This window comes from Arthrobacter sp. Soil_C_49 (assembly GCF_057656635.1).
In genome coordinates, this window is the sequence record NZ_JBDGJZ010000001.1 from 214539 (window position 1) to 234971 (window position 20433).

The 20433-nt window shown below is 62.1% G+C and carries 19 protein-coding genes; 16 read left to right on the plus strand and 3 right to left on the minus strand.

Features of this window, described 5'->3' with window-relative positions; translation table 11 throughout:
• The first annotated feature begins 26 nt into the window (after nucleotides 1-26).
• Nucleotides 27-1820 carry a glycoside hydrolase family 15 protein gene (locus tag AC3A4Z_RS00980; protein WP_498709437.1) on the plus strand — a complete coding sequence of 598 codons (1794 nt, stop codon included), beginning with the start codon at nucleotides 27-29 and terminating at the stop codon, nucleotides 1818-1820.
• On the opposite strand, the gene AC3A4Z_RS00985 is transcribed toward AC3A4Z_RS00980, so the two are convergent.
• Nucleotides 1817-2863: an AraC family transcriptional regulator gene (locus AC3A4Z_RS00985; RefSeq protein ID WP_498709438.1), complete on the minus strand. Its 1047-nt coding sequence runs from the start codon at nucleotides 2861-2863 to the stop codon at nucleotides 1817-1819. The genes AC3A4Z_RS00980 and AC3A4Z_RS00985 overlap by 4 nt on opposite strands.
• 262 nt (nucleotides 2864-3125) lie before the next feature.
• Between AC3A4Z_RS00985 and AC3A4Z_RS00990 the strand changes: the two genes are divergently transcribed.
• The 12 genes from AC3A4Z_RS00990 (at nucleotide 3126) to AC3A4Z_RS01045 (ending at nucleotide 14417) form a co-directional block, all read left to right on the plus strand.
• Complete coding sequence (locus AC3A4Z_RS00990) at nucleotides 3126-3662, plus strand: flavin reductase family protein (RefSeq protein WP_498709439.1); 537 nt, start codon at nucleotides 3126-3128, stop codon at nucleotides 3660-3662.
• Between the two features lie 72 nt (nucleotides 3663-3734).
• Nucleotides 3735-4937 carry an LLM class flavin-dependent oxidoreductase gene (locus AC3A4Z_RS00995; RefSeq protein ID WP_498709440.1) on the plus strand — a complete coding sequence of 401 codons (1203 nt, stop codon included), beginning with the start codon at nucleotides 3735-3737 and terminating at the stop codon, nucleotides 4935-4937.
• Between the two features lie 35 nt (nucleotides 4938-4972).
• Nucleotides 4973-5494, plus strand: a complete 522-nt coding sequence (locus AC3A4Z_RS01000; protein WP_498709441.1) for a cupin domain-containing protein — start codon at nucleotides 4973-4975, stop codon at nucleotides 5492-5494.
• Complete coding sequence (locus AC3A4Z_RS01005) at nucleotides 5491-6441, plus strand: isocitrate lyase/PEP mutase family protein (protein WP_498709442.1); 951 nt, start codon at nucleotides 5491-5493, stop codon at nucleotides 6439-6441. The genes AC3A4Z_RS01000 and AC3A4Z_RS01005 overlap by 4 nt, the downstream gene beginning before the upstream one ends.
• Before the next feature lie 17 nt (nucleotides 6442-6458).
• A complete protein-coding gene (locus tag AC3A4Z_RS01010) occupies nucleotides 6459-7217 on the plus strand; it encodes an SDR family NAD(P)-dependent oxidoreductase (protein ID WP_498709445.1) in 759 nt (252 codons plus the stop codon).
• Nucleotides 7218-7259: 42 nt separating this feature from the next.
• Nucleotides 7260-8183: an SDR family NAD(P)-dependent oxidoreductase gene (locus AC3A4Z_RS01015; RefSeq protein WP_498709446.1), complete on the plus strand. Its 924-nt coding sequence runs from the start codon at nucleotides 7260-7262 to the stop codon at nucleotides 8181-8183.
• A gap of 70 nt (nucleotides 8184-8253) precedes the next feature.
• The gene (locus AC3A4Z_RS01020) at nucleotides 8254-8997 is read left to right on the plus strand and encodes an NADPH-dependent F420 reductase (protein ID WP_498709447.1); all 744 of its coding nucleotides are present in this window, start codon (nucleotides 8254-8256) and stop codon (nucleotides 8995-8997) included.
• Between the two features lie 40 nt (nucleotides 8998-9037).
• Nucleotides 9038-10231: an acetyl-CoA C-acetyltransferase gene (locus AC3A4Z_RS01025; protein ID WP_498709448.1), complete on the plus strand. Its 1194-nt coding sequence runs from the start codon at nucleotides 9038-9040 to the stop codon at nucleotides 10229-10231.
• Nucleotides 10232-10240: 9 nt separating this feature from the next.
• Nucleotides 10241-10861 carry a nuclear transport factor 2 family protein gene (locus AC3A4Z_RS01030; protein WP_498709450.1) on the plus strand — a complete coding sequence of 207 codons (621 nt, stop codon included), beginning with the start codon at nucleotides 10241-10243 and terminating at the stop codon, nucleotides 10859-10861.
• Nucleotides 10854-11774, plus strand: a complete 921-nt coding sequence (locus AC3A4Z_RS01035) for an SDR family NAD(P)-dependent oxidoreductase (protein ID WP_498709451.1) — start codon at nucleotides 10854-10856, stop codon at nucleotides 11772-11774. The genes AC3A4Z_RS01030 and AC3A4Z_RS01035 overlap by 8 nt, the downstream gene beginning before the upstream one ends.
• Nucleotides 11771-13393, plus strand: a complete 1623-nt coding sequence (locus tag AC3A4Z_RS01040) for an FAD-dependent monooxygenase (protein ID WP_498709452.1) — start codon at nucleotides 11771-11773, stop codon at nucleotides 13391-13393. The genes AC3A4Z_RS01035 and AC3A4Z_RS01040 overlap by 4 nt, the downstream gene beginning before the upstream one ends.
• A 208-nt stretch (nucleotides 13394-13601) precedes the next feature.
• Entirely contained in the window at nucleotides 13602-14417 is an 816-nt protein-coding gene (locus tag AC3A4Z_RS01045) for an enoyl-CoA hydratase/isomerase family protein (RefSeq protein ID WP_104187857.1), read from the plus strand.
• A gap of 168 nt (nucleotides 14418-14585) precedes the next feature.
• Here the strand turns inward: AC3A4Z_RS01045 and AC3A4Z_RS01050 are convergent, their stop codons facing one another.
• Nucleotides 14586-15461: an isocitrate lyase/PEP mutase family protein gene (locus tag AC3A4Z_RS01050; RefSeq protein WP_104187860.1), complete on the minus strand. Its 876-nt coding sequence runs from the start codon at nucleotides 15459-15461 to the stop codon at nucleotides 14586-14588.
• 172 nt (nucleotides 15462-15633) lie between these two features.
• On the opposite strand from AC3A4Z_RS01050, the gene AC3A4Z_RS01055 reads away from it, so the two are divergent.
• The 3 genes from AC3A4Z_RS01055 to AC3A4Z_RS01065 all read left to right on the plus strand — a co-directional run bounded on the left by AC3A4Z_RS01055 (nucleotide 15634) and on the right by AC3A4Z_RS01065 (nucleotide 19574).
• Nucleotides 15634-16470 carry a crotonase/enoyl-CoA hydratase family protein gene (locus tag AC3A4Z_RS01055; protein WP_498709455.1) on the plus strand — a complete coding sequence of 279 codons (837 nt, stop codon included), beginning with the start codon at nucleotides 15634-15636 and terminating at the stop codon, nucleotides 16468-16470.
• A 244-nt stretch (nucleotides 16471-16714) separates the two neighbouring features.
• On the plus strand, nucleotides 16715-17971 hold the full coding sequence (locus AC3A4Z_RS01060) for a M24 family metallopeptidase (RefSeq protein WP_104997696.1): 1257 nt from the start codon (nucleotides 16715-16717) through the stop codon (nucleotides 17969-17971).
• A 40-nt stretch (nucleotides 17972-18011) separates the two neighbouring features.
• Nucleotides 18012-19574, plus strand: coding sequence for a CocE/NonD family hydrolase (locus tag AC3A4Z_RS01065; RefSeq protein ID WP_498709456.1), 1563 nt, complete (start codon nucleotides 18012-18014; stop codon nucleotides 19572-19574).
• On the opposite strand, the gene AC3A4Z_RS01070 is transcribed toward AC3A4Z_RS01065, so the two are convergent.
• Nucleotides 19560-20381 carry an IclR family transcriptional regulator gene (locus AC3A4Z_RS01070; protein ID WP_498709458.1) on the minus strand — a complete coding sequence of 274 codons (822 nt, stop codon included), beginning with the start codon at nucleotides 20379-20381 and terminating at the stop codon, nucleotides 19560-19562. The genes AC3A4Z_RS01065 and AC3A4Z_RS01070 overlap by 15 nt on opposite strands.
• Nucleotides 20382-20433 lie beyond the last annotated feature (52 nt).

Here is a 20433-nt window from a genome sequence, read left to right on the forward strand (position 1 = left end):
TCTTTCATCTTGTGGTTGAGTGAAGCATGGCTGCCCCGATTGAGGATTATGCGCTGCTGTCGGATCTCCACACCGGACCCCTTGTTTCCCGGCAGGGCAGTGTGGACTGGCTCTGCTTCCCGCGTTTTGACTCGCCCTCTGTCTTTGCCTCCCTGCTCGGGCATGAAGACCATGGCCGGTGGCTGTTAGCCCCGGGGTCGCCGGAGGCCGTCGTGACGGATCGTCACTATGTGGGCTCGACCTTCGTACTGCAAACGAAGTGGCAGACCAATTCGGGCAAGGTGATGGTGACGGACTTCATGCCAGTAGGTGGCGCCCAGCCATCACTCGTCCGCCGGGTCACCGGACTCAGCGGGACAGTTCCTATGCATCAGGAGATAAGGATTCGGCCCCAGTACGCCACCGTCCTGCCGTGGGTGAGCAGGATCCGCGACAGTGCAGACCCCGGAGCGGAAATACTTCTCGCCATGTCCGGTCCGGACGCTCTGTCTTTGCGGGGCGCCCCTCTTCCGCAGGCCGAAGACCACCGGCACGCAGGGGAGTTCACGGTTCAGCAGGGACGGAATGTGGACTTCCACCTGACATGGTTCCCTTCCTACCAGGACGTGCCGCCGGCCATCAACATTGACGCAGCCCTGGACGACGCCATCCACTACTGGACCACATGGGCAGGCAATTGCCGCTACGAGGGGCCCTATCACAGTGCGGTCAAACGTTCACTTCTGGTCTTGCGTGCTCTAACCCACTATGAGACGGGCGGCATTGTTGCTGCTCCCACCACTTCCCTGCCGGAGGAGTTTGGCGGACCCCGCAACTGGGACTACCGCTATTGTTGGCTGCGCGATGCGTCGTTGACACTCGAAGCCATGTTGACACACGGCTACGAATCCGAAGCCCTGAAATGGCGGAATTGGCTTCTGCGTGCGCTCGCGGGGGATCCGGAAAAACTGCAAATAATGTACGGCGTAGGGGGCGAACGCGACCTGACGGAAAAGGAACTCCCGCACCTGCCTGGTTACCAGGACGCCAAACCCGTTCGAATCGGCAACGCGGCCGTCTTCCAGCATCAGGCCGATGTTGTGGGGGAGGTGATGGTGGTACTGGAGAGGCTCCGCCTGGCCGGGGGCAAGGAGGACCATTTCTCCTGGGCCCTGCAGCGTGCCCTCCTGGGATCAGTGGACAAACACTTCGAAGACAAGGACCTGGGATTGTGGGAAATGCGGGGCGCTCCGCAGTATTTCACGCATTCCCGGGTCATGATGTGGGCAGCATATGACAGCGGCGTACGGGCTGTCCGGGACCACGGACTTCCTGGGCCGATCGGACACTGGGAGCAGCATCGGGATCGCCTGGCCGCAGAAATAACGGATCGTGGATTCAACCGTGACCTTAACTCCTTCACCCAGACGTACGGCGGCGAGGAGACGGACGCGGCCTTGCTGGTCCTGCCGCAGGTCGGTTTCCTCCCCTACGACGATGTGCGGATGCTGGGAACAGTCGCCCAGCTGGAGAAGGAGCTACTCACTCCTGAGGGTCTGCTGATGCGCTACCGCACCGAGACCGGCGTCGACGGATTGGCGCCGGGGGAGCATCCCTTCCTTGCCTGCTCCTTCTGGCTGGTGGAACAGTACGCACGCTCAGGCAGACGGGAAGACGCCAAGCATTTAATGGGCGCACTGGTGGGACTTAGCAATGACCTCGGCCTGCTCAGCGAAGAATACTCCATGTACGACAAACGGATGGCGGGAAACTTCCCACAAGCCTTCTCCCACCTTGCCCTGATACGGGCCGCAGACGCCATGATCAGCGAGGGCGTCTAAGCCTTGGGCCTTGCGTTGTTCTTGTAGCGGGATGCTTCCCTGTAGACCGTCGGTGGCATCCCATTCCATCGTTTGAAGGCAATGGTGAAGCTCGTTGGGTCTGTGTAGCCCAGTGTGCGGGATATTCGTGCTATGGAGTGATCCGTTTTCGAAAGCAGATCGGCAGCGAGGTCACGCAGGGCTTTGTCCCGGAGCTGGGCGAAGTCGTCTCCAGTGAGTTCGAGCTTGCGTTGCAGTGTCCGGGGGGAGACCCGCAGTGTTGCGGCCACATTTGCCAGTTTGCGGTTCAGCTCTGGGGCGGCTCTGATGGTCTTCATAACAGTGTCCGGCCAGTCGCCGGTTGCCCTGAGATTGTCAAGGATCTGGTGATCCGCTTTGAGCCACGCTTCGTGTTGAAAGGTGTTGCCGAAGGGGAGTTCTTCCATCGATGTTTCAGGAGCCCACCAGAGGCGCAGTGCGTCGGATCCGCAGTCGATGGCGCACGGGACGAAGGGAAAAACCTCGGGGGAGGCTTCTGCAAGAGGGAATTCGACCTTGGTGAAGGGGAAAGGGGCCCCGTACATCCACGTAAAAGTCCGGGCAATGACGCAAAAATCGCGGTAGACGCTGAACGGGATGAGCTCTGCAGGGGTATCGGGATAGGTGAACTCCATGCCGGTCACCGTGCCGTCCAACGTCCGGAGCGGCGCAATTTCCATCAGTCCGGGGGCATAGTCCGTTGAGCTGCCAGCTTCTACCCAGGCGGCAATGGTCGGCGCGGTAGCAAGGGCCAATCCGCGAACCCCGAAGGACCCTAGCGTGTAGGCCTGCGCGGCCTTCACCCAGAGGTCGACACGATCTTTGGTGAGAGCGACGAACTGCAGCTGGAAGGCCAACTCCTTCTTCGCGGGAATAGTGCCCCCGTGGCGGTCGATCGCATCGGGGTCGATTTCCGCGTTTCTGAGCGCAGTTTGCCAATCAAGGTCCGCGTCCTTCAACACTTCGCATAGTGCGTGAACGCTGAAGTTGGGTAATCGCAGATTCTGATAAGAGCTCAGTTTCACTGCTGCCCCCTTTCACCGTTGACGAAGAGGCGCTCCGGCGTCTAAAGGAACTCAGGACGAGCAGTCGCAGCGGCTCGGCATGTGAAGCACGTCACCAGCTTTGCATCCCACGCCATGTATTTACAAGCGGCCCCGGCATGACGCAGTTTCCCATCTGTTTGGCATGTCTTGCCATGCCACTTACCTTCCCTGCGCACCTAACGTTGAAGCCCTGAGCAAGGGCCGGCAGTGAAGCCGGCGCACTGATATCAAAGGAGATCCGGTGAGCTTATCCATCACCCAAAGCCTTGAACCGGCAATCACTGCCAACGAATTCAAGGCCGCATTCCGCAACCATCCCGGTGGTGTCGCTGTCATCACGGCTGATGCGGGCAACGGGCCGGTCGGCTTGACAGCAACGTCTGTCATTTCGGCCAGTGCCGAACCTGCGATCCTCGCATTCTCAGTATCGGAACTTTCGTCCAGCACTCCGACCATTCTCGGCGCAGACACCGTCGTTGTGCATCTACTGAGTGCTGAACAAGTGGACATTGCCAAACTCTGCGCCACCAGCGGGATCGACCGCTTTGCTGACACCTCTCTCTGGTCGCGCCTGGAGACAGGCGAGCCCTACTTTGTCCAGGCACAAGCCTGGATCCGAGGCAGGATCATCAACTCGATGGCCGCTGGCGGTTCGTCCATCGTGGCCGTCGAGGCACTGCAGGCGTCATCGGCACTGTCGGGCGACGTGGCACCCGGAAGTCCGCTTGTTTACCACAACCGGCGCTGGCACACCCTTGGGGACGCATCCCAGATCTGAACCGGGCCTGCCGGTATAAGAAATCCAACCCGATCAACACCAATTTCACTTCTTCCCGAAAGGACCGCGATTATGAGCATCGCATCCAACGAAACATCCACCGACCACCTTGTTGACCGCGACTTTGTCGCGGATTACACAGTCCAGCGTGACAATGGCCCAATGGTTGGCGGCGACAACGCCTTCAAGGTCGCGATCTTCGGGGCGAACGTGTCCACGGGGCAAGGCGGCCTGAACTTCGCCGACAACAGCATCAAGCTTGGCAACTGGGGTGAAGTGCAGCATCTCGCGCAGAAGGCGGACCGGTACGGCGTGGACGGCTTCATTCCCATCGCCCGGTGGCAGGGACTCGCCGGTCCGGACCGGCCCTGGGGCCGCCAGTTCGAGACGTTCACCTGGGCGGCGGGACTCGCCGCGGTGACGCAGAACATCCAGATCATCGCCACCTGCAACGTGCAGTTCATCAACCCAGTGATGGGGGCCAAAATGGTGACCACCATTGACCACATCAGCGGCGGCCGCATGGGGCTGAACGTAACCGCGGGCTACTTCAAGCCCGAATACGACATCTTCGGCGTGGAGCTCCCGGAGCACGACGTCCGCTACGAGCTCGCCGACGAGTGGATTGAAATCGCCGAACGCCTGTGGGCCAACGAGGAGCAGGAGTTCGACTTCGACGGTAAATTCTTCAACCTGAAGGGTGCGCAGGCGCACCCGAAGCCCGTGCAGTCCCCCCGCCCGATGGTGATGAGCGCCGGTTCCAGCCCCGCAGGGCAGGAGTTCGCCTTCAAGCACGCAAACGTCCTGTTCGCGTCGGTTGCCAGCGTCGAGCACAGCGGCGAGCTCACGCCCAAAATCCGGCAGAAAGCCAACGCGGCTGGTCGCGAGGACCTCGGCCTGTGGGCGGGCGCGCACATCATTGTCAAGGACACCGAGAAGGAAGCACGCGCCTACGCCGATTACGTGACAGAGAGCACCGACTGGGAGAGCGCGCTTCGCTACCGCGAAATCATCCGCAGCGGCACCCAGAGCTTCAACTGGGATGAGTACAAGCAGTCCGAGGACTATAAGCGTGACGAGTCCGTGAGGGCCTTTGGCCGCGCGGCGCTCATGCCGATCACGGGCACCCCCGAGATGGTGGTCGAGGAGCTGCAGAAGTTGCAGGCCTCAGGCATCACCGGCATCTGCACCGGCCTCGTCGACTATGACGAGGGCCTCGACCGGCTCAACGAGCAGGTCTTCCCGCTGATGCGCGAGGCAGGCCTCCGCGCCTGACCACGAATCGTCCATCCACAAAGGAGTGAACACAGATGAGTTTTCCTGATCCCAAAAAATTCCAGCTCGTCGTCGCGGGAACGAACGACTCCGGCGAAGCCGACTTCCTTGACGTCGGCCCGGCCGCCGAGTTCGACTTCCCCGGCGTGGCAGCGGGTGCCTTTTACTGGGCCGTGAACGGGGGCCACAGCAAAACAAACTTCGGTGCCCCGCCAAGCAAAGTCGCCCTGGCAGGACCCAATGGATCCACCTTCGGCATCAGCAGTTTCCCGGCGCACTCGTCAGGCGAGGTGGACGCGGCTACCTTGGACGAAAGCATGAGCGCCACCGACGACGACGGCGACGCCGGGATGCATGCGAGCGACACCATCGACTACGAGGTGGTCATCTCGGGCAAGGTTGACCTCGTACTCCCCGGCGGGAAGAAGCGCACGCTCGTTCCGGGAGACTTGCTCGTCATGGCCGGCGTACCGCATGCCTGGAAGAACCCGTACGACGAGGATTGCGTCTATGTCGTCGTCACCGTTGGATTCAACACCCCTGAGGCGGCGTCGTGAGCCTGACCTCACCCGGCAAAGCGCTTCGCGCAGTCTTCGACAGTCCCGAGACGGCGCTGGTGCCGTTCGGCGCCTTGCCGCTCCATGCGCAGATGGCGCAGCACGCTGGCTTCGACGCGTTCCAGCTCTCCGGCGGTATGTCCGCCTGGTGGCAGGGTGTCTCCGACACGGGATGGCTCACCCTGACCGAGGTGGTTGAGCATGCAAAGCGCACTGCCCGCGCCGCTGACATTCCCATCTATTGCGACGCCGACACCGGCTTCGGTGCGCCGATCAACGTGCAGCGCACGGTGTCCGAGTTCATCGACGCGGGCGTCGCCGGGATCCACATTGAGGACCAGCGGGAGCCCAAGAAATCGGGCGGTGTGGCCGGGATCGAACTGGTTTCGGACGCCGAGGCGATCGGACGACTGAACGCCGCCGTCGATGCCCGGGACAAGTTGGACAGCGACTTCGTTATCGTGTCCCGTACCGACGGCTACGGTGCCGCCGGCGGCGGCGTGGACGAGGCGATCCGCCGCGCCCAGCTCTACAAAGCCGAGACCGGTGCGGACGTCATCTTCTACGAGGGATTCCATACCTGGGAGCAGGCGGAACTCGCGTTGAAGGAGACCCCCGGGCCGGCATACGCCGTCGGGGTTCCGCTGATCGGACGTAAGACCGTTGCCCAGATGACAGCGATTGGCCAGGCGATTCAGCCCGTGGCTTTTGTGCTTCCCGGGGTAAAAGAGGTCTGGCGCCTGCTGATGCAGGTCAAGGAATCAGGCGAGGCAACACCCATCGGCGATTACATCGAACACTTGAACGATGGCCCCGACAGCATCGGCTGGGGCGCAATGTTTGGTCGTCCCCTCACCGACTATGTGCGTGAAACCGAGGACAGGTTCCTCCCTCAGGAATCCCGCCGTAATTATGACAATAACGTGCACGTTGGGGAGAGCTACTAGTGAATGCGGAGAAACTGATGATGCAGGACAAAGCTGGTCTCGTTACCGGCGCGGGCTCGGGCATTGGCCGGGCAGGTGCCTTGGCGTTCGCAAAGAACGGCGCGCGCGTAGTGGTGTCCGATATTGATGAGGCAGCCGGGCGCGAAACGGTGGAGATCATCGCAGCATCTGGTGGGAAGGCTGTCTTGGTCCAGTGCGATGTCAGCGACGAGGAGCAGGTCAAGGCCCTTGTCGATGCGACGGTGTCGAATTTCGGGCAGCTGGACTTCGCTTTCAACAATGCCGGGATGAACGGGGTCTTCGCACCTATTGGGGAGACCGACAGCGCGACCTGGGACCGGGTCATGAAGGTGAACCTGTACAGCACCTTCTACTGCCTGAAGCACGAAGTCAACGCGATGCTGAAGACCGGAGGCGGTGCGATCGTCAACACTGCTTCTGCGGCGGGCCTCGTCGGAATCGCCAACAATGCCCCGTACACCGCCTCGAAGTTCGGCGTCGTCGGGATCACGAGGAACGCGGCCATGGACTACGGCCCCCTTGGCATCCGCATCAACGCCCTTACCCCGGGGTCGACGACGAGTCCCATGATGAAAAACGCCTTCGAGCAGAACCCGCCCGAATTCCGGGAAAGGATTCTGTCGGCAATCCCGATGCGCGGGCTGGCCGAACCCGAGGACCAGGCAGATGCGGTTGTGTGGCTCTGCTCTGAGCAGGCCCGGATGGTTACCGGAATCTCCCTGGCAGTCGACGGCGGCTGGCTGGCCGGAAAGTAAGTGGCACGGTCATCCGGCTTAAAAGAAATGGAGCAACTGAAAATGAACAATCTTGATTTCAAGGGCCGAGTGGCAATCGTCACCGGGGCAGGACAGGGAATGGGGCGCGAGCACGCAAAGATGCTCGCCTCCCGCGGCGCGCGCGTCGTCGTCAACGACGTCAACGCGGTGAACGCGGCCGAAGCTGTGGCCGAAATAACCAACGCAGGCGGAACCGCAGTGGTTGACAGCCATAACGTGGTCACCGAGGCGCCTGAGATCGTCCAGACCGCGCTCGACTCCTTTCGGCAGCTCGACATCGTGGTCAACAACGCCGGGATCAACGCATTCGGACGCTTCTGGGAGATGGAATCCGATACGTGGTGGCGCATCTTCGACGTCGCCGTCAAGGGCGTTGTCGGAGTCTCCCGTGCTGCCATGCCGCACCTCATTGCCTCAGGCAGCGGCCGGCTTATCAACATCTCGTCAAACGGGGTCATGGGCGTGCCGACGGATTCAGCCTACAACGCCGCCAAGGCCGCCATCTGGGGACTCGGCATCACCCTCGCAGCAGAGGCCCGCGAGGTCGGAGTTCAAGTCACCACCCTGATGCCGGTTGCCTTGACGCCGATGACCGAGGACGCCTTCCCCAACCCCGTCATCAAGGACGCCATGCGCACGACGGTGCCGGCCAGCTCGGTGTCTGCCTTCGTAACGTGGCTGGCCCACCAGGACACAACAGTTTTCGGCGAAACGTTTGAGATCGCCGGAGTCGCAGCCGGCCGCGTGGCCATTGCCGGCATGCCGCGCATGAAGGTCGAAACACCCACGCCCGAGAGCTGGGCCGACAGCGGAGAGGCGCTCATGAAGGACGGCGAGCTGCGGGCATTCCGCAACGCGAGCGAGTCGTTCCGCGACCAGATGGTGTACTTGGCGCCGGAACTGGACGAGGTCCTCCCTGCCAACGCGGCAGACGTCTCCAGGTGAGCCTGCTGGAACCCGTAAAGAGCAGCAACGCCAGGACCAATAACCGGCCAACCAAACGAGTAGGACTTTCATGAAAATCGGCATTCTAGGAGCAGGTTCGATAGGCGCGACACTCGCCCGCAAACTGAGTGGCGCCGGCCACGATGTTAAGGTCGCAAACTCCCGCGGCCCCGAAACCATCAGCTCCGACATTGTGGCAGCAGGAGCTCGGCCAGTCGAGGCCAGCGACGTTGTCACCGACGTCGATGTCCTCATCACGTCCATACCGCTCAGCCGGATGCCCGAGGTGAAAACCCTTATCACGAACCTCCCGGCCAGCGCAGTAATTGTCGATACGTCGAACTACTACCCCCTGCGTGATGGGCGGGTGGAAGCCCTTGATGACGGGCAGGTCGAAAGTGTCTGGATTACCGAACAGCTCGGGCGTCCGGTGGCGAAGGCCTGGAACGCTATCACGGCGGGGTCCTTCGAGGTCAAGGGACGGGAAGCGGGCGATCCCGATCGGATCGCCATCCCCGTGGCCGCGGACGGCGATCACGACAAGGCGGTAGCGATGGCCCTCGTCGAGGAGACCGGGTTTGACGCCGTCGACGCCGGATCCCTGGCGGACTCCTGGCGCCAGCAGCCCGGAGCGCCAAGTTACTGCACCGACCTCACCCGCCAGAAATTACCCGAGGCCCTTGCTGCCGCCGAGAGGGCCAGGCTCCCGCAACGGCGCGACATCGTGATTTCGGCCATCACAGAACGCTTCACGAGCTACACGGATGTCAGCCTCGAGTACCTTGTCCGGCTCAACCGGGCCATCTACAGCTAGCCGTGCCAAAGTCCCGGTGGCCACAGGCCAAGGAGCAGAAGTGAACCGTAAGGAAGATGTAGTCATCGTCGGGGCTGCCCGGACTCCCCAGGGCAGGTTGATGGGCCAGCTCGCCGCGGTGTCCGCCGTCGAGTTGGGCGGTGTTGCAATCGCTGCCGCTTTGGACAGGGCAGGCATCAGTGCTGATGCTGTTGACGCCGTTGTCATGGGCCAGGTGATCCAGGCAGGGGCCGGCCAGAATCCCGCACGGCAGTCAGCGGTAGCCGGGGGGATACCGCTGAGTGCCCACGCCGTCACCGTGAATAAGGTGTGCCTGTCCGGGCTGAGCGCGATCATCGAAGCCAGCCGGCTGCTCCAGCTTGGGGAAGCGGAAGTGGTTATCGCAGGCGGACAGGAATCGATGAGCAATGCCCCGCATCTGCTTCCCGGTTCCCGCGCCGGGCATCTCTACGGGGATGCCGCGCTGACAGACGCCCTTGCCCGCGACGGACTCACCGATGCCTTCGACCACGAGTCAATGGGCCTCAACACTGATCGTGCCAATGACTTACTCGGCATCGGGCGGGCCGAGCAGGACAAGGCCGCTGCAGACTCCCACCGGCGGGCAGCAGCGGCCCAGGACGCAGGGTACTTCGATACGGAGATAGTTCCGGTCAAGGTGCCGCGTCGTCGGGGAGCGCCTGAACTGGCAGGCAGCGACGAGGGTGTCCGGCCGGACAGCAACTCCGAGTCCCTCAGCAAACTCCGGCCGGCGTTTTCCCCCGCAGGTACCGTGACGGCAGGCAACGCCTCGCCGCTCACGGATGGCGCTGCCGCCGTCGTCCTGACCACACGCGGCTATGCGGAAGCCCACGGTTTAGACGTCGTGGCGGTACTCGGGGCACACGGACAGATCGCCGGCCCGGACACATCACTGCCGGACAAACCAGCCCAGGCCATTGAGAAGGCCCTCGGAACCGCAGGTTGGACCGTGGAGGAGCTGGACTTCGTGGAGATCAACGAAGCGTTCGCCTCCGTTGGACTCCACTCTGCGGCGCAACTCGGAATTGGGATGGACAGGGTCAACGTCAACGGCGGTGCCATTGCTCTCGGACACCCCATCGGCGCCTCCGGGGCACGCGTCGTCGTCTCGGCCGTGTATGAACTCCAGCGCCGCGGAGGGGGCAAGGCCGCCGTCGCCCTCTGTGGTGGAGGCGGGCAGGGCGAGGCGCTGCTCCTGTCCCTGAGCTTGTAGGTGACTGGAGTGATTGAGCCGATGAAGGAGGCTGCGTCGAAAAACGGCAACACGGTGGACTGGGCCGCCGAACTGCAGCAACTGCGTGTCCTTGTTGCCAAGCAGGACTTGAACGAGAACATGATCCGCTATTGCCGGGGCATGGACCGAAAAGACCTTGACCTGATGAAGTCCACCTACTGGCCTGAAGCGACTGAAGATCATGGCATGTTCGTGGGCCTGTCCCATGACTTCTGCGACTGGGTGTATTCCATGCGGCGGGAGTCCGCTCACAAGGCCAGCCACTACGTGACCAACATACTCATTGAACTGAACGGCAACCAGGCCAGGCGTGAAACGGCGTTTATCTACCTGGCCATGCCGGCCGACGGCGGCCCTACCGACCTGCTGTTTGGCCGTTACCGGGATCTGTGCGAGCGGCGTAAGGAGGAGTGGAAGGTGCTCGCGAGGACTTGCGTCTGGGATGGGGCGCAACGACTCGCCCCGGAAGCGGACGTCGCCGAGCTGTTCGGCATCCCGCCCACCTCCAACTTCGGTGACCGCTATCCGCACGATCCGACCTATGCCACGGATTGGGGAAAAGCATCCCCGGTCCAGACTACGAATGCAAAGGAGCATCTCCATGACTAGCGATCGAATCCTCGCTGGAAAGCACGTCCTCATTACCGGCGCCGGCCGCGGCCTCGGCGAGGCGTATGCGCGCGCAGCCGCAGCGGAAGGCGCCCGGGTGGTTGTCTCCGACATTAATGCTGAAAGCGCCGAGGCCGTGGCGGAGTCAATCAACCGCGAGGGCGGGGAAGCATTAGCCGTCGCGGCGGACGTCACCGATTGGGACAGTTGCCAGCGGCTGGTCGCTGCTGCGGTGGAACGCTTCGGGAAGCTGGACGGCCTGGTCAACAACGCCGGCTACCTGGAGACCGTGACTGCCGGACAGGAGACCCACGAGCACATTCGCCGCCACGTCGACATCAACGTCTGCGGTACTTACTTCATGTCAGTCCACGGTCTCGCAGCCATGGAGGGACAGGGGTCGATTGTCAATGTGACCTCGGGCGCGGTTGTGGGTCTTCGGATGATGAGCGCCTATGCTGCAGCCAAGGCGGCGATCGCCTCGTTGACCTTTGCCTGGGCCACCGAGTTCGGCGCCGAAGGTGGAGACATCCGGGTCAACGCCATGGCGCCCCACGCCGACACACCGATGATGACGGCAGGAACCGAGGCGTACACGAAATTCTTTGGCGGAAACCCTGTTGCGCCGCCGCCTTCCACGAACGCTCCAGTGGTTCTCTACCTCCTGTCCGACCTCAGCAAGGGAGTAAACGGCCAGGTGGTCCGCTTTGCGAACGGGCATGACCTGATGCTGCTGTCACACCCCGCCATCGTCGACTCCGCCCTCACCCGCGAGACATGGACACCGCTTGATGTCAGCGCGGCGTTTGATGACGTGCTCCGCGCCAGGATGCAGCCGTGCGGCCAACTGACGTACATGGACTCCCGCAGCACAGAGCCCGAACTGACGGAGTTTGCAGGAGTTAGCCAGTGAACCAGCGGAACGAACCCGCGAAGCGCACCGTCGACGTCCTGATCATCGGAGCCGGTCCGGTCGGGCTTTCGGCGGCGATCCTCCTGGGGCGGTTCGGCGTCGACACGCTCGTGGTCGAGCGACGGACCGAGCGGTCGCGCCACCCCAGGTCACGCGCGGTCAGTTGCCGCACCATGGAGGTGTTTCGCGAACTCGGCCTCACCGAAGAAGTTCGGGCAGCGGCGCTTCCCGGCGGACCACGCCGCCTGCTCGGAAGCGATGCCGTATCGCCGTGGCGCTCAGTCGTCACCAGCAACGCGCATGCGAGTGGACCCGCGGACACCAGCCTCGGTCCGGAGACGCTGGACGTAGTTCTGTGCTCGCAGGACGCGCTTGAGCCCATCCTCGTTGACGCGGCGCAGGCCGAGGACAGCGTCACCCTCCAGTTCGGCAAGACGGTGTCGACGGTGAACGACACAGGGGCAGAGGTCCTCGTGTCCGTCACCAGTGACAAGGGCCCCGAAGTCGTCGCAGCAAAGTATGTGATCGCAGCCGACGGCGCCGCCAGCCAGGTGCGCACCGCCTTGGGGATCGGGACCACCGGGGATCAGGACCTGCAGACGGCGGTGAGCGTGCTGTTCCGTTCGCCTGTCATCCAGCGGCGCACGGGCGACCCGTCCAGCTTCATCTATCTCGACAATCCGGACACGATCGGGGCTGTGGTGATCGCTCCCGTGGACGCAACCGACCGCGTGGCGATGCTGGGCCGCCCGCTGGTCATGGACAGGATGGCCTTCGAAGACATTGACTGGACGACGCAAATACGCGACGCGATCGGCGATCCTGATGAGTCGGTGGAGTTGATGGACGCCCGGACCTGGACCGTGGGCGCCTGGGTGGCTGACCGCTACCAGTCCGGCCGGGTCCTGCTCGCTGGAGACGCAGTGCATGTTATGCCTCCTTATGGCGGGTTCAACCAGAACACCGGCATCCAGGACGTCCATAACGTCGCCTGGAAGCTGGCTGCCGTCCTCAAGGGCTGGGCGGATCCTGCCCTCCTGGACACCTATGAAGTGGAGCGGCGGCCGGTGGCGGTGTTCAACATGGCTGAAGCTGTGCGGAACTTCCGGTCCATTGTGGGCAACGCCGATGAAGGCCCGCGCTCCTTCCGCCCGGAAAACTTTGTGCACCCCGGCTTGGACATCGGATTCCGCTACGACCACGGTGCGGTTGTCGGAGCCACAACGCCGGAGGCCGGCTGGCCCGTGGGAACCTTCACCCCGACTGCCGCCGTGGGTGAGCGCGCCCCGCACGTCTGGCTCAACGCTGAAGGCACGCTCTCAACGCTTGATCTGTTCGGGCGTGAACTGACCATCCTCTCGCGCTCCGGTTCGGAGCCTGCAAGGGAGGCAGCCCGGCGAGCAGAGATCCACGGCATTCCACACCGCTCGGTGACGTTCGGGCACTTGGGGGACTTCGTTGCTGCCGAGGCGGAGTGGGCGGCCGCTTACCGCGTCAACGGGGACGAGGCCATCCTTGTACGGCCCGACGGTCACGTGCTTGCCCGCCTGGACGGCAGCGAGCCCCACGCCGTGGAACGCGCCCTTCTTGCTTACGCAGGCCGGACCACAGCTCAATGATTCCGGCGGAACTCGACCTGCCACCGCCGGGAAGTTGATGACAGGCGGTCCGAACACATGGCTATTCCCGGCGCTTTTTCAATCTCTACTATTGAGAACTTGCGCTATTTGTATATAAGGTTCATATTACGAGAGTGCGGTTGGTAGCCGGACAAGTCGTGATGTAGCCGCAACTCATTGCTCAATCACAGAAATAAGGAGATTCACGATGGCGTGGATAACGTTTGATGACTACAAGGACAAGTACCAGCACATCAAACTGGAGCGTGATGAAGACGGCATTCTGCTGGTCACGTTCCACACGGATGGCAGTGACGTGGTCTGGGGTGTAGGAGTCCATGACAACGTTTCATCGCTCTGGGATGACATCAGCAGGGACAGGGGGAACCGCGTTGTCATCATTACCGGGGCGGGCGACACCTTCATCGACAAGGAAGCCCCGATTGAAAACAAGAACTGGGTCACACCCGAGATCTGGCTCGGCCTCCATCACGACGCCAAGCGCCTTGTGCTGGGCCACCTCGACATCGAAGTCCCGATGATCGCCGCAGTAAACGGCCCCGCAAGGTACCACAATGAGCAGGCGCTGCTCTGCGACATCGTCATCGCTTCCGAGGATGCCGTATTCGCCGATCATGCGCACTTCTCCCAGGGGAACATTCCCGGCGACGGGATGCAGATTATCTGGCCGCTGGTGATTGGTTTGAACCGCGGCCGGTACTTCCACCTTACCGGCCAGGAGATCACTGCGCAGCAGGCCTACGAATGGGGTGCAGTGAACGAAGTGGTGCCCAAGGATCAGGTAGTCACCCGGGCATACGAGCTGGCACGGATGCTGGCTGCGAAGCCTACGCTGACGCTGCGATCCACCCGGATGCTCATGGTGAACGAGCTCAAGAAGACCATGAATGACGCGGTCAGCCACGGAATGATGACCGAAGGTCTTGTTGCCATGGGCGAAGGCTGGAATCCGACTCCGCTCACCGGACCGGAACTCGCTGCAGGCGTCAAGACGCCCGCCTGACGCAAACGGAAGCGCCGACGACTTGAGATGTCGTCGGCGCTTTCTGCTCTTGTTTAACTGCGCTAACCAAGGGCGTTGGATGTTCGCCACGCGAATCGCTGTAAACGACGAAACCGTTCCTGGCAGGAACCAAAGCCCGGCCAGGAACGGTTGCGTCTGGAAGATCTGTCAGGAATAACCGAAGTGGCGGGCCCGCCGGGCCCACTCTGCCGCATCGATTGCTTCCATGATGGGCAGGTAAGCCCCGCCTTCTGCTTCACCCTCGAGCAACTCACCACGCGCCAGGAGGGACAGATTCTCGCGGAAGCCTGCCACGGCCCCGTTCACGGTGTTTATGACCAGCAGCATCTTCACGCCGGCGTCTTCGAGTTCCTGGCGCTCCTCCAGGGTGGGATTCTTCACGGTCACCATGACGTACTTGCCAGGGACGACTGCCGAGAGCTTGGGCAAGTCGAGAAGGGGGTAGCCGCACGGATAGAGCATGTCTGCGCCGGCGGCAGAATAAGCAGCCATGCGCTCAGCGAGATTGTCGAAGCCAAAGCGGCTGGCATCCGAGCGGGCAACGATCACCGTGTCCGGGGACGTCCGGGCTTCCACGCAGGCACGGATGATGTTGCTCATTTCCTCGACGCTGCGAAGTTTGAGTTGCGGCTTCCAGCGCTCTCCGCCGTCTTTGGGTGTCCAAAAGTGCTTCGTTGCGGGCACCATGTCTTCGACGAGCAGGGCTGCGACGCCGGCTTGCTCGGCAAGCTGGACGCCGCGGAAGGCTTGGAGAGGTGATCCTCCTGCATCATCGAAGTCGAGAATGAGTGGCAGATCGGTGATTGCCGTGATGCGCCTGCCGGCCTCGATGAGTTCGCCCTGGGAAATGAAGCCGTTATCCGGCACCCCGTAGTGGAAGTTGGAGTAGGTGCCGCCGGCGATGAGCACGACGTCGAAGCCGGCTTGCTCAATCATCTTCGCCGAGAGTGCATCGTAGGCTCCCGGCGCGATGATCATTTTGGAGTCCGCAAGCAGTTCCCGGAGTCTTTGTGCGGGTTTCATGGGCTTTTCCCTTCTTTTCGTCGGAGTTTATGGCTACGACGGGAAAGAGTTTTCGCGGAACGTAGCAGTGTTACTATCGTATCACGCTAACTACATTCACTATTTGAAATACGCCGACAAGGGAGTCAGCACCGTGTTGCTCTCTCCTCATCAAACGATCCAAAGGAAGACCATGCAACAGACCAAGCCCCAAGAGGCAGTAAGCAACAACATCAATGAACCGAGCGTTCACGTCAGCAACTCCGGAGGAGTTCGCGTCATAACGATCACCCGTCCGCACAAGCGCAACGCGATTGACCGGCCCACCGCCCTCGCGCTTGCGGCCGCGTTCGATGAATTTGATGCCGATGATTCTGCCAGCATCGCCATCCTCACCGGTGCAGGCGGATATTTCTCGGCCGGCGCCGACCTCGTATCGGTTGCAGCAGGGGATGTCCCGGTCATCGAGGGACGCGGCTTCGCCGGCATCACCCGCCGGCCGCCGGTGAAACCTGTCATTGCCGCCGTCGAGGGCTACGCCTACGCGGGAGGATTTGAGCTTGCCCTTGCATGCGACTTGATCGTCGCCAGCTCAACGGCGTCGTTTGCCCTGCCCGAGGTAAAACGGGGACTCATCGCAGCCGGCGGCGGGCTGCTCCGCCTGCCGGACCGTATGCCCTATCACATCGCAATGGAACTGGCGCTGCTGGGGGAGCCCATCACTGCGGCACGCCTCGCCGAGCTCGGCCTCATCAACAGGCTGACGGACCCGGGCAAAGCGCTCGACACCGCGCTCGAACTCGCCGGGAAAATCCAGCTCAACGGACCCGTGGCAATGAAGACCGCCAAGCGCATCATTACGGAGTCGCGGTATGCGGCGGCGGAGGCGCGCTTCGCTGCCCAGGAAGAAATCGTTGCTCCCTTGCGAAGCGGACCGGAAGCACGTGAGGGCGCCCTGGCTTTCGTGGAACGGCGCGACCCGGCATGGGCTGCCGCTGCACAGGCAACGCGGGCCACTGAAGCACCGTAATCAGGATTCTGGCATGGCTTCCTGCGTCATTGGCGTCCTATGCTGTGCCGCTCAAGGTCCGCCGGCTCTTAGCGTTATCTCAGAACAAACGTCGGATGATTACTGACAACGGACATCCGGTGGGCTTCCCGAACCTCTACGGGACGCCCGTGGCTCCCGGAAGGCCCGACCGCATCGCCGCGGACGACGCCTCGATAGCCGCGGGACCACCGTTCAGCACAAAAAATGAAAGGCCAAGGCAACGATGCCCGAAAACCACCAGAAATTGCACTTCGGACCGGCGCGTACAGAACTGCACGTAGGCGTTGATCTCGACCGGATGCGCCGTGAACGCGCTGACCGTATGCGGGCACTGATGCGTTCGAAGGGCATACCGGCGCTGCTGCTCACTGGAGCGGACAATGTGCGTTATCTGACGGGTTTTTGGTGGGGGGAATTCTCGCTCCAGGTCGGCTACGCACTGTTCTTCGCAGACGACGAACCAATCGTGTTCGCGCCGGCGGGATCACTCCAGCAAATGCCCGACCAGGCTCCCTGGATTAAGCACTGGCGCCCAGCCATCTCCTGGCTTGGCGGTGTGGCGCCCAGTTCTGCCATTGCCGAACTGTCAGCTGTTTTCGCGGCACAGATTCGCGATGAGCTCGCCGCACGTTCCCTCGCGGGCGAGCGTCTCGCAGTCAGCGAAATCGATGAGCCAGGCATGAATGCGCTGGCCGATGCCGGAATCGAGACGATCCCCGGGCTCCCGCTGTTGCTCGAATGCTCAACGATCAAGACAGCTGACGAAATTTCCTGTATCTCGATGGCCGCGAGCTTGAGCACTGCAGGCTTCGAGGCGACACGGGCCGCGTTGCGGCCCGGAACCAAGCAGGCCCAGATTGCCTTGATGGCCCGCCGCGCCATCGAAGATGCCGGCGCGGAAGTGGGAGCTGCCCGTCTGCTCTCCGGTCCGCTGTCATTCCCCCGGGGGATCAGCGGCGGAGACCGCATCGTTGAGCATGGCGATCTCGCGTACCTGCTCACCTGCGGAACTTCCTACATGGGGTACACGGCGTGCCTCTACCGCCAGTACGTCGTCGGCCGCGCTCCCACCTCAGCCGAGCGCTCCTCCTACACAAAGCTGACGGACCGCCTGGATCTGGCCATGTCGCTCATGAAACCAGGCGCCAGCACGGCTGACGTGGCCGCCGTGCTTGCACCCGCGGAGGACCTCGGCTTTCCGTCCGAGGCGGAATGCTTCAGCATCGAACTCGGACACGGGATCGGCCTCGTCAACGCAGGATCGCGGGCAATCCACTACAACCCGCCGACTATCACGCGCTCGTGGTCACTTGCCCATCCTGAGGAGATCAAAGAAGGCATGGTCATTGCCATCGAAGGGATCGAAGGGGAGCACCGGGTGGGAGGTGTACGTCTCGAGAACCTCGTTGTCGTCACGGCCAACGGTGCGGAACTGCTTGACCACTACCCGCGCCTCGACATGGTCCAAACCGCCGGGTGAGCATCACAGCCGATGTGGAAGCAACACAGCGAAGGTTGCCATGAAGCTCATAGTTGAAAAGCACGTCCCTATCAAAATGCGCGACGGCGTTACTCTCTCCGGAGATGTGTATCGGCCAAGTGAGGGGGAACCCCGCTCCACAGTGCTGATACGGACGCCTTACTGCAAAGATGACCCAGCACATGCCAACACGTGGATTAACGTTTTGCGCGCCGTGGAGTGCGGATGGGTGGTGGTGGTTCAGGACGTACGGGGACGGTTCCGGAGCGAAGGCCAGTTCGTGCCTTTTGTGAATGAAGCCGACGATGGTGTGGACACTATCCAATGGGTACGTGAACAGTCATGGTCCGACGGCAACGTGGGTATGGTGGGCGGCTCGTACGTAGGTCTCAGCCAATGGTTGGCGGCAGCCAGAAACCCTGAAGGCCTCATTGGCATCGTTCCCGCTGTGACCGCTGACGACGTCCATTCCGGCTGGCTTTATGAGGATGACAACGTCGTGTTGGGATTCCTTGCACACTGGGTATCAGTTCTCCTGGCGAGCAGCGGAATCGATGAGGAAAGCCGGCCGCGGATCGCAGCCTTGGAGCGGAACGTTGCAGAGGGGCGCATCCGCACCTTCCACCAACTGCTCGAGGAGGCCGGTGATTTCGCGCCCTATCTGCAGGACTGGCGGGATAGAAGCCGTTCCCTGGTGGATCCCGAGCTGGCCGGGCGGGTTGAAGTGCCAGCTTTCGTCATCGGAGGATGGTTCGACATTTTCCTTCCGGGAACGGTAGCCAGTTTTGTCCGCCGGGAGGCCGCCGGCACGAGGAACGCCCATGATCGACTCCTGATAGGACCTTGGGCGCATGGCCTGATGGGCGGCTGGTTCCCGGCCCGCTCGTTCGGGCCGGCATCTTCGTTCGACAGCCTTGACCCGACGTCGCTCCAACTTGGTTGGCTGGAGGAAGTGCGTGATGGCCGCAACCACTCTAAGCATCCTGTGACTGTTTTCTCCATGGGAGCTGATGAATGGCGGTGCTTCTCAAACTGGCCGCCTGAGGGCGCCGAGCGGGTGCAACTTCGACTGCGCCCCAGCAACGCAGAGGATCCCACGGCCATCATGGCTGCCCTGACGGCGTCGTCAGTGGATTCCCCCGTCCCGACGATCGGAGGGCGGACATTTTTCCCCGGCTACAAAGTGGGTGCGAACTCAGGTCCGCGCTTTTTGGAGGCATTGCATGCCCATAAGGACGTGCACGCCTTCGTTTCGGAGCCATTGGATGACGATATCGAAATCATGGGCACTGTTATTTGCCGGTTCACGGTGACCGCAGTTGGCCCGACACCGGTCGTCGTCAAGCTGGCAACGCTCGACAGTACAGGTGCCCCTGAGTTGCTGTGCGAGGGATCGTCGTACAGCAGGACGGGCGATGGAAACGCGGAGTCAATCAGCGTGGATTTGAGTTCCACTTCGGTTCGCGTGGCGAAAGGCATGCGTTTGTGCGCCTACCTTGCCACGTCGGATTTCCCCCGCTTGGAGGACGGGCCCCGGACATCCTTGAACGTTTGTGCGGAGGAGGGGCCCGTACTGGAACTTGACGTACTAGGGCTGGGGTGAGTCGCCTTCTTCGTCGTCCAGGCGGCGGGCTTCCATCAGGGCATCGAGGCACTGCTGGAAGTGCTCCTCGTTGGTAAAGCGATGAAGCGGGACCGTAATCGACAATGCGGTGCGGGGGCGCTGCGATCCTTCGAAGATTGGAACTGCCATGCCACAGACGCCTAGGACGTATTCCTGGTGGTCCAGTGCGTAACCACGTGACCTGGTCAACTCAAGATCGGCCAGGAATTCAGGAAGGGTGGTGATCGTGTGTTCGGTTCGTCTGGTGAGTTCACCATCGACGGAGCGGACCCGTTCCAGTTGTGAATCCGGACCGAAGGCGAGGAGTGCCTTCCCGGAGGCGCGTGCATGGATGTCGCCGGAAACACCGACCCGCAGGTCGGCCACCCTGACGGCGTGGCTGCCTTCCTCCACGGCAACCACGGTGACGGTGCCTCCCTGCCATGCGGACAAGTAGGCGCTTTCGCCAGTCGCTTCAACCACCATTTTCAGGAGACGGAGTGCCAGCGGAGAGGGACGCCAGTCCTCTTCCACCCGCGAACTTAGATCCAGAATTTTCCCGGCAGCGAGCTTGTAGGTGCGCTCGTTACGTTCCAGGTAACCGGCATGTACGAGTGTCGCCAGCAAATGTGACGTCGTCGCGATGTGCAGGTTGACTGCGCTCGCGATCGACTGAGCCCGCATCGGCTCCTTCGACGCCGCAACGACATCAACAATGTTGAGCGCACGGGCAACCGACTGGACCAAGTCCTTCGGTGCTTCGGTGTCGGTGGACGTTTTAGCGGCTGTCTTAGCTGTACTTGCCATGCGGAAATCATACGCACATGGCGAAAGAAGGGCCACAAGGCCACGACAAGGG

What these genes read in the sequence shown, in the direction of transcription:
- AC3A4Z_RS00980 (WP_498709437.1), top strand. Translation starts at nt 27, where the DNA reads ATGGCTGCCCCGATTGAGGATTATGCGCTGCTGTCGGATCTCCACACC.
- AC3A4Z_RS00995 (WP_498709440.1), top strand. Translation starts at nt 3,735, where the DNA reads ATGAGCATCGCATCCAACGAAACATCCACCGACCACCTTGTTGACCGC.
- AC3A4Z_RS01000 (WP_498709441.1), top strand. Translation starts at nt 4,973, where the DNA reads ATGAGTTTTCCTGATCCCAAAAAATTCCAGCTCGTCGTCGCGGGAACG.
- AC3A4Z_RS01010 (WP_498709445.1), top strand. Translation starts at nt 6,459, where the DNA reads ATGATGCAGGACAAAGCTGGTCTCGTTACCGGCGCGGGCTCGGGCATT.
- AC3A4Z_RS01015 (WP_498709446.1), top strand. Translation starts at nt 7,260, where the DNA reads ATGAACAATCTTGATTTCAAGGGCCGAGTGGCAATCGTCACCGGGGCA.
- AC3A4Z_RS01020 (WP_498709447.1), top strand. Translation starts at nt 8,254, where the DNA reads ATGAAAATCGGCATTCTAGGAGCAGGTTCGATAGGCGCGACACTCGCC.
- AC3A4Z_RS01035 (WP_498709451.1), top strand. Translation starts at nt 10,854, where the DNA reads ATGACTAGCGATCGAATCCTCGCTGGAAAGCACGTCCTCATTACCGGC.
- AC3A4Z_RS01045 (WP_104187857.1), top strand. Translation starts at nt 13,602, where the DNA reads ATGGCGTGGATAACGTTTGATGACTACAAGGACAAGTACCAGCACATC.
- AC3A4Z_RS01050 (WP_104187860.1), bottom strand. Translation starts at nt 15,461, where the DNA reads ATGAAACCCGCACAAAGACTCCGGGAACTGCTTGCGGACTCCAAAATG.
- AC3A4Z_RS01055 (WP_498709455.1), top strand. Translation starts at nt 15,634, where the DNA reads ATGCAACAGACCAAGCCCCAAGAGGCAGTAAGCAACAACATCAATGAA.
- AC3A4Z_RS01060 (WP_104997696.1), top strand. Translation starts at nt 16,715, where the DNA reads ATGCCCGAAAACCACCAGAAATTGCACTTCGGACCGGCGCGTACAGAA.
- AC3A4Z_RS01065 (WP_498709456.1), top strand. Translation starts at nt 18,012, where the DNA reads ATGAAGCTCATAGTTGAAAAGCACGTCCCTATCAAAATGCGCGACGGC.
- AC3A4Z_RS01070 (WP_498709458.1), bottom strand. Translation starts at nt 20,381, where the DNA reads ATGGCAAGTACAGCTAAGACAGCCGCTAAAACGTCCACCGACACCGAA.